This is a genomic window from Pseudomonas sp. H3_D04 (genome assembly GCF_054669175.1).
The window spans coordinates 2,773,978-2,788,154 of the sequence record NZ_CP162801.1 but is presented as its reverse complement, the minus strand read 5'-3'; the positions used below and the strand labels follow the sequence as shown (position 1 = coordinate 2,788,154).

12 protein-coding genes and 1 pseudogene are annotated in these 14,177 nt (G+C 61.1%); 6 read left to right on the top strand and 7 right to left on the bottom strand.

Going from position 1 to position 14,177, the window contains the following annotated elements:
* Positions 1-101: 101 nt before the first annotated feature.
* A complete protein-coding gene (locus AB4N91_RS12915) occupies positions 102-464 on the top strand; it encodes a DUF6124 family protein (RefSeq protein ID WP_460112526.1) in 363 nt (120 codons plus the stop codon).
* Positions 465-786: 322 nt separating this feature from the next.
* On the opposite strand, the gene AB4N91_RS12910 is transcribed toward AB4N91_RS12915, so the two are convergent.
* Positions 787-2,097: an MFS transporter gene (locus AB4N91_RS12910; protein ID WP_077750473.1), complete on the bottom strand. Its 1,311-nt coding sequence runs from the start codon at positions 2,095-2,097 to the stop codon at positions 787-789.
* 169 nt (positions 2,098-2,266) lie between these two features.
* Between AB4N91_RS12910 and AB4N91_RS12905 the strand changes: the two genes are divergently transcribed.
* From AB4N91_RS12905 to AB4N91_RS12885, 5 genes and pseudogenes are all read left to right on the top strand, one after another.
* Positions 2,267-3,385: a sugar diacid recognition domain-containing protein gene (locus AB4N91_RS12905; RefSeq protein ID WP_083376838.1), complete on the top strand. Its 1,119-nt coding sequence runs from the start codon at positions 2,267-2,269 to the stop codon at positions 3,383-3,385.
* A gap of 225 nt (positions 3,386-3,610) precedes the next feature.
* Positions 3,611-4,753, top strand: coding sequence for a glycerate kinase (locus AB4N91_RS12900; RefSeq protein WP_427701644.1), 1,143 nt, complete (start codon positions 3,611-3,613; stop codon positions 4,751-4,753).
* Between the two features lie 346 nt (positions 4,754-5,099).
* Positions 5,100-5,819: pseudogene (locus tag AB4N91_RS12895) on the top strand (MCP four helix bundle domain-containing protein); the annotation flags it as partial.
* A 42-nt stretch (positions 5,820-5,861) separates the two neighbouring features.
* The gene (locus AB4N91_RS12890; RefSeq protein WP_458725952.1) at positions 5,862-6,725 is read left to right on the top strand and encodes a methyl-accepting chemotaxis protein; all 864 of its coding nucleotides are present in this window, start codon (positions 5,862-5,864) and stop codon (positions 6,723-6,725) included.
* 43 nt (positions 6,726-6,768) lie between these two features.
* Entirely contained in the window at positions 6,769-7,956 is a 1,188-nt protein-coding gene (locus AB4N91_RS12885) for a pyridoxal phosphate-dependent aminotransferase (RefSeq protein ID WP_077750477.1), read from the top strand.
* A 94-nt stretch (positions 7,957-8,050) separates the two neighbouring features.
* Here the strand turns inward: AB4N91_RS12885 and AB4N91_RS12880 are convergent, their stop codons facing one another.
* The 6 genes from AB4N91_RS12880 to AB4N91_RS12855 all read right to left on the bottom strand — a co-directional run bounded on the left by AB4N91_RS12880 (position 8,051) and on the right by AB4N91_RS12855 (position 14,134).
* Positions 8,051-9,049 carry a bifunctional glyoxylate/hydroxypyruvate reductase B gene (locus tag AB4N91_RS12880; protein WP_010459971.1) on the bottom strand — a complete coding sequence of 333 codons (999 nt, stop codon included), beginning with the start codon at positions 9,047-9,049 and terminating at the stop codon, positions 8,051-8,053.
* Positions 9,050-9,070: 21 nt separating this feature from the next.
* Positions 9,071-10,369 carry an MFS transporter gene (locus tag AB4N91_RS12875; protein WP_010459972.1) on the bottom strand — a complete coding sequence of 433 codons (1,299 nt, stop codon included), beginning with the start codon at positions 10,367-10,369 and terminating at the stop codon, positions 9,071-9,073.
* Between the two features lie 45 nt (positions 10,370-10,414).
* On the bottom strand, positions 10,415-11,452 hold the full coding sequence (locus AB4N91_RS12870) for a sugar kinase (RefSeq protein ID WP_460112525.1): 1,038 nt from the start codon (positions 11,450-11,452) through the stop codon (positions 10,415-10,417).
* Positions 11,445-12,227: a sugar phosphate isomerase/epimerase family protein gene (locus tag AB4N91_RS12865; RefSeq protein WP_010459976.1), complete on the bottom strand. Its 783-nt coding sequence runs from the start codon at positions 12,225-12,227 to the stop codon at positions 11,445-11,447. The genes AB4N91_RS12870 and AB4N91_RS12865 overlap by 8 nt, the downstream gene beginning before the upstream one ends.
* A gap of 140 nt (positions 12,228-12,367) precedes the next feature.
* Positions 12,368-13,393 carry a LacI family DNA-binding transcriptional regulator gene (locus AB4N91_RS12860; protein WP_145307281.1) on the bottom strand — a complete coding sequence of 342 codons (1,026 nt, stop codon included), beginning with the start codon at positions 13,391-13,393 and terminating at the stop codon, positions 12,368-12,370.
* Between the two features lie 132 nt (positions 13,394-13,525).
* Positions 13,526-14,134, bottom strand: coding sequence for a LysE family translocator (locus AB4N91_RS12855; protein WP_010459979.1), 609 nt, complete (start codon positions 14,132-14,134; stop codon positions 13,526-13,528).
* Between the last annotated feature and the right edge of the window lie 43 nt (positions 14,135-14,177).

Here is a 14,177-nt window from a genome sequence, read left to right as displayed (position 1 = left end):
CGCTTCCTAAAGCCCGGTCTACCAACCTGCGTATGGCCACCACCCGTTCGTTTGGTAGCGAGGGGTGATGGCTCCTTTTAAGCGCTTTAGGAGTTTCATCCATGTTCAAACCAACACCAAACCCACCCGAAGCGGACGACGTTTCCCCCTACGAATCCACCGATTCCAAAAAACTCAACGACGCCGCCGAACGAGCGCTCGACTTCCACTTCCCATCCAATGCCGACATCAAGGCCACCCCGCGAACCCGCAGCACCCTGTTTTCCGTAGACCCCGAAGCCACGACCGAAACCCTGGCGGTGTATCTGGTCGAGACGCTGGCGTCGGTCGATGTGATGGTTCATCAGTTGGTGGATCATCTGGAGGGTGAGTCGCGTTATGCGCTGTTGGGTATTTCCAACAGCATTATGACGGCGGAGATCACGGCGAATCGCGTGTTGGATAACGTTGGCCCGCAGGGCTAAAGCCAATTTCGAAGAGGGCACATACTCGTGGCGAGGGAGCTTGCTCCCGCTCGGCTGCGCAGCAGTCGTAAATCCGGTATCTGCGGTGTACCTGAAAGGTCGCGGTTGCAGCTTTTGGGGCTGCTTCGCAGCCCAGCGGGTGCAAGCTCCCTCGCCACAACAGCATGAGTGTTCACAAAAGTGTGTCAGGCCACATAAGACCTGTGTGCACACGCGAAATAAGAAACGGCCCGAAAGGGCCTTTTTTTGTTGATCGGAAGGGACGCGGAGCGTCCCGGGCTGCATTCCCACGCGGAGCGTGGGAACGATCATCTGTGATGCCTTACACCCGCAACGTGCGCGTCATGCGCAACGCCAGCATGCTCCCGCACACGATCACGCCCGCCAGCAGATAAAGCGCCGCATCGGTCGAGCCGGTGCTGTCCTTGACCCAGCCCACCAGGTACGGGCTCAGGAAACCCGCCATCTGTCCCATGGAGTTGATCAGCGCCAGACCACCCGCCGCCGCGCCCGCGCTCAACATCGCTGTCGGCACTGGCCAGAACATTGGCAAACCGGTGAGGGCGCCCATGGTGGCGATGGTCAAACCGAGAATCGCGATGGCCGGTGTTGTTGCGAAGTTCACGGCAATCAGCAAGCCCACCGCGCCCATCAACATAGGCACCACCAAGTGCCAGCGACGTTCTTTGCGCAGGTCTGCCGAACGCCCAACCATCAACATGAACAGCGCCGCCAGCAGATACGGAATCGCGCTCAACCAACCAATCACCAGGTTATCGCTGAAGCCCAGGTTCTTGATGATCGACGGCAGCCAGAAGTTGATCGCGTAGACGCCGCTCTGGATGCAGAAGTAAATCAAACCGAAGGCCCAGATCGCCGGGTTCTTGAACACGGCCAGCAGCGAGTCAGTAGCGGTTTTCGGTTTGTTGGCCAGATCGATGGCGTGGTCGGCTTCCAGCACCGAACGCTCGAACGGCGTGAGCCACTTGGCATTGGCGTAACTGTCGCTCAGCAGGAAATAGGCGAGGGCGCCGAGGATCACGGTCGGGATGCCTTGCAACAGGAACATCCACTGCCAGCCCGCCAAACCGCCTTGGCCCGCCGCGAAATGGTTAAGAATCCAACCTGAGAACGGGCTGCCGAGCAGGCCGGACACCGGGATCGCCGACATGAACAGCGCCATGATGCGGCCACGGCGGAAGGTCGGGAACCACTGCGAAAGATACAGCACCACGCCCGGGAAGAACCCGGCTTCGGCCGCGCCGGTGAACAGGCGCAAGGTGTAGAACTCGGTCGGGGTGGTGACGAACAGCAGGCAGGTCGACAGCGTGCCCCAGACGATCATCATCAGCGCGATCCAGCGCCGTGGGCCGAATTTGGTCAGGGCCAGGTTGCTCGGTACGCCGCACAGCACGTAGCCGATGAAGAAGATCCCGGCCCCGAGGCCGTACACGGTTTCGCTGAATTTCAGCGCGTCGAGCATCTGCAGTTTGGCGAATCCAACGTTGACCCGGTCGAGGTAGTTGAACAGGTAGCAGATGAAGATGAAGGGGATCAAACGCAGGGTAATGCGTTTGTAGACGGCGTTTTTGTCGTCAACGATGGCCTGGGTAGCGGCGGCGCTCTGTGACATGGCGGGCTCTCTCTTTATTATGATTTTTTGCGATGCGCAGGGTAACGTTGATCGCCCAGAGAGTCTCGGCCACCCTCGGGGTGGCTGTCTTTGTGCCTGAGCACAGGGTTTGCGACCCAGCCCTGTGCGGGTGAACAACCTGTCCCATCACGCTTTAAAGGATCCCGATATGTTCGAACTCGATCACGACCTGGCCCAGGACATCGTCGACCGGGCGATGGCCATCCTGCCGTACAACGTCAACGTGATGGACAGCCAGGGATTGATTCTCGGCAGCGGCGAGCCGGAGCGCATCAACACCCGCCATGAAGGCGCGCAGTTGGTGTTGGCCAATGGGCGCGTGGTGGAGATCGATGCGCAGACGGCGATTCACCTCAAAGGCGTGCAGCCGGGGATCAACTTGCCGTTGCTGCTCGATCAGCGCCTGATCGGTGTGCTGGGCATTACCGGCGAGCCGGAGCAACTGCGCACCTATGCCGAGCTGGTGCGGATGACCGCCGAAATGTTGGTAGGCCAGCGCAATCAGCAGGCCGAGCAGCAATGGCGGCGTCAGCGTTGCGATGATCTGCTGGCATTGCTGTTGAGCGAGGCCGGGGATTCGCCGCGCTTGCTGGATGAAGCGCAGCAATTGGGCCTGAAACCGCAAATGACGCGGGTGCCTTATCTGTTCGAGTTGGGCATGGAGCACGGTCCCGGGCAGACGGTGGAGGCGCTCAGTGCCTGGCTGACTTCGCGTTACCCGGACAGCTGGTGCGTGAGTTCGGCCAAGTCTTCGTTGCTGTGGTGTCGGCCGGCGAGTCAGGCGATCGAGAATGAACGGCTGCTGGAAAAACTCGATGGCCTGGGCTGGAACATTTTGCGCATTGCCGTGGGGGGGCAGGCGGATGGGTTGTCCGGGCTGCGTCGTTGTTATCGACGGGTTGGCGACTTACTGGCCTATGGGCGCGATGTGCTGCCGCGTTCGCGCTTGCTCACGCTCACCCGTTATCGGTTGCCGGTGATGCTGTGGCGGCATCGCAACGATGACGCGCTGGATGAATTGCTCAAGCCACTGCGCAAAGTCATCGCCAAGGACGGCAACGGCCAACTGCTGACGACCTTGCGCAGTTGGTGCGAGCACGACGGGCAGAGTCAGGCCTGCGCGGATGCGCTGGGGATTCATCGCAACAGCTTGCGCTATCGGATGGAGCGGATTGCCGAGTTGAGCGGGGTTGATCCGCTGAAACTGGACGGCATGCTCGCGCTCTACCTCGGCGTGCAGCTTTTGCCACAAACGGATGTCCCGTAGCGATCTCAAGGACGCCATCGCGAGCAGGGGTTTTGTGAACACCGCAGGACCAATGTGGGAGCGAGCCTGCTCGCGATGGCGGACCAGCAGCCGCACAGATGCTGGATCTGAAAACAGGCGTTTTGTAGAAATGAACAACAAACGCCACCCCCGCTTGTGCAGCGGACCGGCGTTATTGTGCGGGGCTGCTGGCAGCATGGAACGCATTGGAACTGGAGAATTCGCATGAAAATCGTGATCGCCCCCGATTCGTTCAAGGACAGCCTGAGTGCCCAGGGTGTGGCCGACGCCATTGCCCTCGGTCTGGCGCAGGTCTGGCCGGATGCGCAACTGGTCAAATGCCCGATGGCCGACGGCGGCGAAGGCACGGTCGAGTCGATTATGGCGGCGTGCGAAGGCGAATTGCGCAGGACCCAAGTTCGCGGTCCGCTCGGCATCACCGTCGATGCCGCGTGGGGCTGGTTGCCGCAAACCCACACCGCAATCATCGAAATGGCCGAAGCCAGCGGTCTGCAACTGGTGCCGCCGGGGCAGCGCGATGCGTGCATCAGCAGCACCTTTGGCACCGGTGAACTGATTCGTGCGGCGCTGGATGCCGGGGCGCAACGGGTGATCCTGGCCATTGGCGGCAGCGCCACCAATGATGGCGGCGCCGGAGCGATGCAGGCGCTGGGCGTAAAGTTACTGGACGTGCAAGGGCAAGCGCTGGCCCCAGGTGGATTGGCCCTGGCGCAACTGGCTTGCATCGACCTGAGTGCAATTGATCCGCGCCTGACCGACGTGCGTTTCGACATCGCCGCCGACGTCAACAACCCCCTGTGCGGTCCGCACGGCGCTTCCGCGATTTTTGGTCCGCAGAAAGGTGCGTCGCCCGAGCAAGTCCTGCAATTGGACGCTGCCCTGGGGCACTTCGCCGAGCTGTGCGCCCAGGCGTTGGGCAAGGACGTCCAGCACGAGCCGGGCAGCGGCGCGGCGGGAGGGTTGGGATTTGCGGCCAAGGCGTTTCTGGAGGCGCAATTCAAGGCCGGGGTTGAAGTGGTGGCCGAACTGGTCGGGCTGGCCGAGGCGGTGAAGGACGCTGATCTGGTCATCACCGGCGAAGGCCGTTTTGACGCCCAGACCTTGCGCGGCAAAACCCCATTCGGCGTCGCACGCATTGCCCGGGAGCAGGGCGTGCCAGTGATTGTGATTGCGGGGACGTTGGGTGAGGGTTATCAAGCGTTGTATGAACATGGCATTGATGCCGCGTTTGCTTTGGCCAGTGGGCCGATGACGCTGGAACAGGCCTGTGCCGAGGCTCCACGGTTGTTGCGCGAGCGAGCGAGTGATATTGCCCGTGTTTGGCGGATCGCCAGCCGCAAACCCTGACCAAAATTGTCTGCACACAGGAATCTTGTGGCGAGGGAGCTTGCTCCCGCTGGGCTGCGAAGCGGCCCCAAAATCTACGGCCGCTACGCAGCCGGACGGGAGCAAGCTCCCTCGCCACAAATGTTCATCAGGGCCGCCACTGTGTTTCAGCGTTGAAACAGATGTCGCCCAGCAAAAATATTTTTCTTCAATCCCCGCAAAAAACCTCATCCCCAGCCGATACAGCCAATAAGCGCACACAAACCTATTACAACAGTGGCGCCCCGCTGACCCTGTGCGCCTCACGCCCGCCACTCAGCCATCACCGCAAGGACGCTCGCCGCCTCAATCACCCGAGTATCGTCCTATGTCCCTGCGTAATCTGAATATCGCACCTCGAGCCTTCCTGGGGTTTGCTTTCATTGCCTTGCTCGTCATCGTGCTCGGTGTGTTTGCGGTGAATCGCATGTCGATCATCCGCCAGGCCTCGATCGACATGGGCAGTACCCAACTGCCCAGCATCGGCTTCCTGGGCAATGTCACCGAAAACATCCTGCGCATGCGCATCTTGTCGTTCCGGATTCTGGTCAACCGCGAGCCGGCCAGTTTGCAGGAAGCTGAAGCGCGGATCGCGGTGCTTATCGACAAGGCGCGCAAGGCCCAGGCCAGTTATGCCGAGTTGCCGATGGAGTCGGACGAAGAGGCGCTGTACAAGGTATTCAGCGCGACGCTGGAAAAATACATGCAAGCGCAACGGGAGATGCTGGACCTGTCGCGCCAGAACAAGGTGGATGAGATGCGCGCCTTGATCAACACGCGGATCAAGGAAGGCACCGACCTGATGGGCGAGCAGCTCAATAAACTGGTGGCTTACAACCAGCAGGGCGCAAAAGCGGCCGGGATGATTGCGCAAGAAAACTACAACACCGCCGTGAACGGCATCATCGTGGTATCGGTGGTCGCGTCGCTCCTGACCGTGCTGCTGGCCTGGCTACTGACCCGCAGCATCGTCACGCCGCTCAATCGCGCAGTGCAGGCCGCAGAAACCATTGCCGGCGGCAACCTGAGCAAAGCCATCGAAATCGACGGCAAGGACGAACCGGCACGCTTGCTCGGAGCCTTGTCCGTCATGCAGGCCAACCTGCGCAAAACCATCGAACAGATCGCCGGGTCCGCGACGCAACTGGGTGCTGCCGCAGAAGAACTCAGCACCGTGACCGAGGAAGCGTCCCGCGGCCTGCAACAACAGAACAACGAAATCGAACAAGCCGCCACGGCGGTCAACGAAATGACCGCTGCCGTGGAAGAAGTCGCGCGCAACGCCGTGTCGACCTCCGAAGCGTCGAGCCAGTCGACCCAGGCCGCCCGTGAAGGCCGCGACCGCGTGGTGGAAACCGTGGACGCGATCCAGACCATGACCCACGACGTGCAAAACACGTCGTTGATGATCGAAGGCCTGGCCGCACAGGGCCGCGACATCGGCAAAGTGCTGGACGTGATCCGCGCCATCGCCGAACAGACCAACCTGCTGGCGCTCAACGCAGCCATTGAAGCGGCCCGTGCCGGTGAAGCCGGACGTGGTTTTGCCGTGGTGGCAGACGAAGTCCGGGCCCTGGCCCATCGCACGGCACAATCGACCCAGGAAATCGAAAAAATGGTCGCCGGCATCCAGAACGGCACGGGCGAAGCCGTCTCGTCGATGCAGCAGAGCAATCAGCGCACCCAGAGCACCTTGGAGATGGCCCGCGCCGCTGGTGTGGCGCTGGAGCAGATCACCCAGTCAATCCACTTGATCAACGAACGCAACCTGGTGATCGCCAGCGCGTCGGAAGAGCAAGCCCAGGTGTCCCGCGAAGTCGACCGCAACCTGGTGAACATCCGCGACCTCGCCACCCAGTCCGCCGCCGGTGCCAATCAGACCAGCGCCGCGACGCATGAGCTGTCGCGCCTGGCGGTCGATTTGAATGCGATGGTGGCGCGTTTCGTGATTTGAGATAGGGTTGAGACTGGGAGTCCGCGCGCGACAGGAGAAACACATGCGCTATTCAGCCTTGACCCAACGAATCGCCGGCGACGGAGCGGCAGCCTGGCAGATTCATGACCGAGCGCTGGAAATGCGCGAGCAAGGAGTCGATGTACTGCTGTTGTCGATCGGCGATCCTGATTTTGATACGCCGGCGCCCATCGTGCAGGCGGCCATCGACAGTTTGCGGGCCGGCGACACGCATTACCCGGAAGTGCGCGGCAGTCGCGGATTGCGCAGCAGCATTGCGCGGCGCCATCGACAGCGCAGTGGTCAGGCGGTGGACGCCGATCATGTGATCGTGTTTCCGGGCGCGCAGTGTGCGGTGTATTCGGTCGCGCAATGCCTGCTCGATCCCGGCGATGAGGTGATCGTCGCCGAACCGATGTACGTGACCTATGAAGGGGTGTTCGGCGCTTGCGCGGCCAAGGTGGTGCCGGTGGCAGTGCGGCCGGAGAACGGCTTTCGCGTTGACCCGGCGGATGTCGCGGCGCTGATTACGCCGAAGACCCGCGTTCTGTTACTCAACAGTCCAAACAATCCGTCCGGCGCAAGCCTGTCATTGAAGACCTGGCAAGCGCTGGCGGTGTTGTGCGTGCGTCATGATCTGTGGCTGATCAGCGACGAGGTCTACAGCGATCTGTTGTTCGAGGGCGAACACATCAGCCCGGCAAGCCTGCCGGGCATGGCCGAACGCACCGCGACCATCAACAGCCTGTCCAAATCCCACGCCATGAGCGGCTGGCGCGTGGGTTGGTCAATCGGCCCGAAACTGTTGGCCGAGCACCTGGTGCATTTGTCGTTGTGCATGCTGTTCGGCATTCCCGATTTTGTGCAGAAAGCCGCGCAAGTGGCGCTGGATGAAGACCTGCCGGAAGTGGCGCTGATGCGAGAGGAATATCGCCTGCGTCGCGATCTGGTGTGCGCGAGGTTGAGTGGTTGCCCGGGGATCCGCCCGATCCGGCCGGATGGCGGGATGTTCGTGATGGTCGATGTGCGCCCGACCGGGTTGTGCGCCCAAGGGTTTGCCGAGCGTCTGCTGGAGGGTTACGGCGTGTCGGTGCTTGCCGGCGAGGCATTCGGGCCAAGTGCGGCGGGGCATATCCGCATCGGGTTGGTGGTGGATCAAGTGAAACTGGCGGATGCGTGCCGGCGGATTGCATTGTGTGCTGCGGACCTGCTCGAAGCGCGGCGGGCCTGACAGTGTTGTGTGAGTGCCGGCCTCTTCGCGGGCAAACCTTGCTCCTACAGGATCGGCGAAACCCGTAGGAGCGAGGCTTGCCCGCGAAGGCTGACTAACAGACGCCGAAATCCTTACGCCCGGACCACGCCCCGACATTCACCAGGTTCTTCGGCCGTTCTCCAGCCAACGCCATCAGCAGATTATCCACCGCGCACCCAGCCATCGCTTCCCGCGTCTCATGCGTCGCCGACCCCATATGCGGCGTCGCCACCACGTTGTTCAACGTCAACAACGGCGAATCAACATTCAGCGGCTCACGCTCAAACACATCCAGTCCCGCCGCGCGAATCTGTCCGGTGCGCAATGCCTCAATCAGCGCGGCCTCATCGACGACTTTTCCTCGGGAAATGTTGATGAAAATACTCTCCGGGCGCATCAAGGCGAACTCTTCAGCGCCAATCAACCCTTCGGTTTCAGCCGTCAACGGCAAGGTCAGGCAAATGAAATCGGCCTGTTGCAACAGCGCCGTCAGGCTGCGGTACTGAGCATCAAAGCGTTGCTCAACCGCCGGTTTTGGCGAATGGCTGTGATAGATAACCGGCATGCCAAAACCAAAATGCCCGCGCTGGGCCAACGCCTCACCAATACGCCCCATGCCGATGATGCCCAGGGTCTTGCCGTGCACGTCGGTGCCGAAATGCACCGGACCGATGTTGCGGTTCCACTGACCGGCGCGGACCATGTTGGCCAGTTCCACCACCCGCCGGGCCGTCGCCAGAATCAGCGCGAACCCCGTATCCGCCGTGGTTTCCGTCAGCACGTCCGGGGTGTTGCTGAGCAGAATGCGCCGCTCGGTCAGGTAGTCGATGTCATAGTTGTCGACGCCCACCGAGACACTGGCGATCGCTTCAAGATTGGGCGCCAGATCAAGCAATTCGCCGTCCAGCTTCAGACTCGCGCCAAGCAAGCCATGGGCGCGGGGCAGGGCGGCACGCAGTTGTTCGATGCCCTCCGGGTTGAGGTTGTCGATCAGTGTCACGTCGGTGTGCTCATGCAGGCGAGCCATCAACAGCGGCGAGAGTTTCTTGTACAGCACGACCTGCTTTTTCATCGTCATCATCTCAACTTCAAATCAAGGGTGAGCCGGCACTGGCCGTTGCGTATCGGCTTTGGCCACGACCCGGTCACTGGCGCCGGGCTTGAGGAAAATCGTCAAAATCACGGAGAGCATCAACGCGCCGCTCATCAGCAAGTAAGAAGCGCCGGGCGAGCCGGTGGAGCTGTTCAGGTAGCCGACCAGATACGAACCGCCAAACGACCCCAGCGCGCCCATGCTGTTGATCAGCGCCATGGCCCCGCCGGCAACGTTGGCCGGGAGGATTTCCGGAACGATGGCGAAAAACGGCCCATACGGCGCATACATGCAGGCGCCGGCGATCACCAGCAGGGTGTAGGACCACCAGAAATGTTCGGCGCCCAAGGCGTAGGAACCGTAGAACGCAATCGAGGCGATCAGCAGCGGCGGCCAGACGAAGCGTTTGCGCTTCTGCAATTTGTCCGAGCCCCAGGACACCAGCAGCATGCCGATCACCGCGGCCAGGTACGGCAGCGCCGAGAGCCAGCCGGCTTCGATCATGTCCATCTGCGCGCCGGCCTTGAGGATCGACGGCAGCCACAACACGAAACCGTAGACACCAATGCTCCAGCAGAAAAACTGCAGCGCAAGGATGATCACTTTCGGCGAACGGAAGGCTTCGGCGTAGTTTTTCACTGCTTTGATGCCGACCTGTTCGGCGGCGAGAGCGCTTTCCAGGTCGTGCTTTTCCTGGTCGGTCAGCCACTTGGCCTGGGCCGGACGGTCATCGGCCAGACGCCACCAGATAAACGCCCAGAATACCGCCGGCAAACCTTCAATGATGAACATCCAGCGCCAGCTGTAATGCTGCACCAGATAACCTGACACCACTGACATCCACAGCATGGTCACCGGGTTGCCGAGGATCAGGAAAGTATTGGCCCGGGAGCGTTCGGCGCGGGTGAACCAGTGGCACAAGTACACCAGCATCGCTGGCATCACCGCGGCTTCGACCACACCGAGCATGAAACGGATCACGATCAGCCAATAGGCGTTGGAGACGACCCCGGTCAACGTCGCGAGCCCGCCCCAGAGGATCAGGCTGACGAAAATCAGCTTCTTCACGCTGTGCTTCTGCGCATAGATCGCGCCCGGTATCTGGAAGAAAAAGTAACCGAGGAAAAACAGCGCGCCGAGCATTGAAGACAGGCCGGGCGTGATCATCAGGTCGGCGGCCATCCCGGAGGCGGCAGCGAAGCCGTAATTGGCGCGGTCCAGATACGCCAGGCTGTAGGTAATGAAGACGATGGGCATGATGTACCACCAACGGCGGGTGGCGAGTGAGGCGGTTTTCATGGTGGTGCTCCTGAGCTTGTTGTTTTTGTCGCAGCAGGTAACGGGTCAGAAATCTTCAGTGGCTGTGCGGGGCTCTTCGCGGGCAAGCCTCGCTCCTACAAGAGCGCCGCTGTCCTGTAGGCGCGAAGCTTGCCCGCGAACAGCGGTCTCAAATTCGACGGACATCTCAAGTCGGGTCGGCAACCCCTCCATATCCCCGCGACTCTGCACCGCACGGCTGCCAATCCAGTTGGCCCGCTGCACGGCATCGGCGAAGCTGTGGTTTTCGAGCAAGGCGCTGATCATGCCGACGGCAAAGCCATCACCGGCGCCGACGGTATCGACCACCGTTGCCACCGGCACACCCGCGACAAACCCCTGACCTTGCTGCGTGCGGTAATACGCGCCATGAGACCCGAGTTTGATTGCCACCGCTTCTGCACCCTGATCGAGATAAAACGCCGCAATGTCCTCCGGGTCTTCATACCCGGTCAGCAAACGTCCTTCACTCAACCCCGGCAACACCCAGTGGGCGAGGGCGGCGAGACGGTTGATCTCGCTGATCATCAGTTGCTCGCTGGCCCACAGACTTGGGCGCAGGTTCGGGTCGAAGGACACGCTGCGCCCGGCCGCGCGCATGCGGGTCATCAGTTCAAAAGACATTTCCCGGGCCGACGCAGACAGCGCCGGAGGAATGCCGGTAGCGTGCAGATGTCGCGCGTTGAGCAGCGACGGGGAAATCGATTGCACCGACAAATGACTCGCCGCCGAGCCGCGACGGAAATACTCGACCGCCGGATCGCTGCCATTGTCGGTACGAGACTTCAGCTGAAACCCGGTCGGGTGTGCCGGGTCGATGGCGACATGGCTGCAATCCAGGCCTTCCTTTTCCAGCGTATCGACGACAAACCGTCCTAACGAATCGGCACCGACCCGGCTCAGCCACGCCACGTTGAACCCCAGCCGCGACAGGCCGATCGCGACGTTGCTGTCCGCCCCGGCAATGCGCTTGTGGAATTGGCTGACGGCCGCCAGATCACCGTTCTGATCGGCGACGAACATGGCCATGGTTTCGCCGAACGAGAGAATATCGAACTCAGACATGGGCACTCTCCAGACGGGATTGGCCGAGGCGGGCGAGGGTGGCGACGTGGTCGGTGGTCAACTGCACCAGGTCATCGCCTTGCAGCGGATATTCCGCCGCGCGCATCACGCCTTGGGCCATGTGCCGCAGCAGTTGTTCCCACAGGTGCACATCGCTGGCAGCTGGCGGGGTGGCGACCAGTTTGCCGTCAGCCCGGCGCGCAACGGCTTTGCAATGCACGTAGCCGACATGCCGACCGAGCAGCCGAGCGGCATTGACGGCGGACTGGTCCTGCCATTGCCAGTTGCCGATGTCGAAGGTCATTTTGATCGGCAGTCGGTGTTGCTCGACTTCGCCGAAGAAGCGTTGGAACGGCTCGATACGCCCGCCGTGCAAGGTCTGGTCGTTTTCCACCAGCAGCTGCACCGGGCTTCGCGCGAGGATCCGGCTCAAGGTGTGCAGATCGTTGTTGTCGGTGAAGTAGCCCAAGGAAACTTTCAGCCATTTGGCGCCGAACGTTTCAGCGCGCTGGAGGGTGCAAAGCAGTTCAGGGTTGGGTTTCGACTGGCCGGCCAGCCACAGTTCCATCGGTGAGGAATAGATGCTTTCCAGGCCATGTGAGCGAGTGGCGTCGGCCAGTTGCACCGGGTTTTCATGGGTCAGCAATTCTTCGCGCCATTCAATGCGCGTGGCACCGGCAGCCGCCAATACCTCGATAAAACTGCCTTGGCCACGTTGGCGGACCAGATCGGCGCCGTAGCTCGACAGGCTGATGGAAACGGGTGGTTTATTCATTGTTTTGCACCTCTGAAACCGGTTTCATTTTTGTTCAAAAAAAATGGCTTAAGTAATGTGGGGTTCTTTCGGGCCTCATCGCGAGCAGGTGTACGCATTCCAATGTGGGAGCGAGCCTGCTCGCGATAGGGCCATCACATTCACTGAAGATTCCCAAGGGTCGACCCACGCACAATCAACCGCGCCGAAAAATCCATCGTCCGCACCGGTCCGTCATCCCCACGCAACCGCTTGAGCAAACACTCAAACGCGCTCGCGCCAATCTCCGCCGTCGGCTGGGCCAGCGCCGTAATCCCGCTGCCCACCAGCGGATACCAATCCAGATCATCCAAAGCAATCAACCCGACATCCTCGAACAGATTGCACTGCAACTCGCGCAAGGCATGGGTTGCGGCCAACGCCGCAATGCCATTGGCACAGAACAACGCTTTGTGACCAGGGCCGGGGGTTGTAAGGAAGGTTTTCAGTTGCGCAGTCAGCTCGCTACCGGTTTCGACCACCGCGCCGGTCAGCGTCGGACGCTGCCCGATCTGCGCCTTGAAACTGCTGACCCGCTCAATCCGCGAGCTGGTACCGTCAAACGGTTCAGTCACCATCAGCACGTCGCGATAGCCGCGTTCCTGCAAGTGGGCGATGGCCATTTCCACTGCGGCCGGGTTGTCCAGACCGACCAGATCACTTTCAAGCTGCTCAACCTTGCGATCCACCAGCACCATCGGCATCTCCCGATGCAGCTCGCGCAACTCATCGCGGTGGTGGCCCAGGGTATTCACGATCAAACCTTCGATGTTGTATGAGCGCAGCAACGCGAGGTGCTGGCGTTCCTGCTCGTCATCGCGATCGGTGTTGCACACCACCAGGCTGTAGCCGTGCTGACGGCAGGCGGTTTCCACCCCGTGCATCACGGCAATCGAATAAGGGTTACGGATGTCGGCTACCAGCATGCCGATCAGGCGAGTGCGGCCGCGTTTCAGGCCGCGGGCCATCTGGTTGGGGCGATAGCCGAGTTGGGCAATTGCCTGCTCGATGCGCAAGGCAATGGCATCGGAGAGCAGAGCGCGATCATCGCCGATGAAGCGCGAGACGCTGGCCTTGGAGACGCCGGCGTGTTCGGCGACGTCAAGCATGGTGACGCGGCTGCGCTGGGCGGCGGAGAAATCGTTCACGGTCTGAAACCTTCTTATTGGATTTATCAGGTTAAGTGCCAAGCACTGAAACCGGTTTCAGAAGACACCAGAAACGAATCCCCCGTCAAGTAGCGAATGAACGATGAGCCTATAAACGCCGACGGATGGAGGTCACAGCCAGACACTCAGCCAGGCCGATACCAGCAGCAATACGGCCATGCCTCGGTTGAAACGTTGCATCGCCTGCGGCGAGCGTAACCAGCGCATGGAGCCTGCGCCGAGCAGTGCCCATACGCCGAGGCAAGGCAGGGAAATCAGGAAAAATGCCAGCGACAGATACACCACCTGTACCAGCCGATGTTCACCCGTTCCGGCAAAGACGCTGACGACGGCGAGGGCCATCATCCATGTTTTCGGGTTAATCAATTGCAAGCTGGCGGCGCCCACCGCTCCAAGTCGCGCCTTGGTTTCCTGCGCGGCAACGGATTGCGCCGGGGCGCTGAAAATCTGCCACGCGAGGTAACTCAGCCACATCACTCCGATCCATTGCATGGCGGTTTGCACGGCGGGCAACGCGCTCAGCGACGAACCAGCTCCGGTACCCACCACCAAAACAAGGGTGGCGGCGCTGGCACAGGCACCGAGAATGATCGGCAGTGCGGCAGAAAGTCCATATCGGGCGCTGTTACTCAGCACCAGAATGTTGGTGGGTCCGGGCGTGATCGACGCCACGAAAGCAAACAGCAGGAAAGGCAGGAACGTCGGGAAAGAGGGCAGCATCGCGGGCAAACTCCGGTGAAGATCGATGATGACGATCTTCACA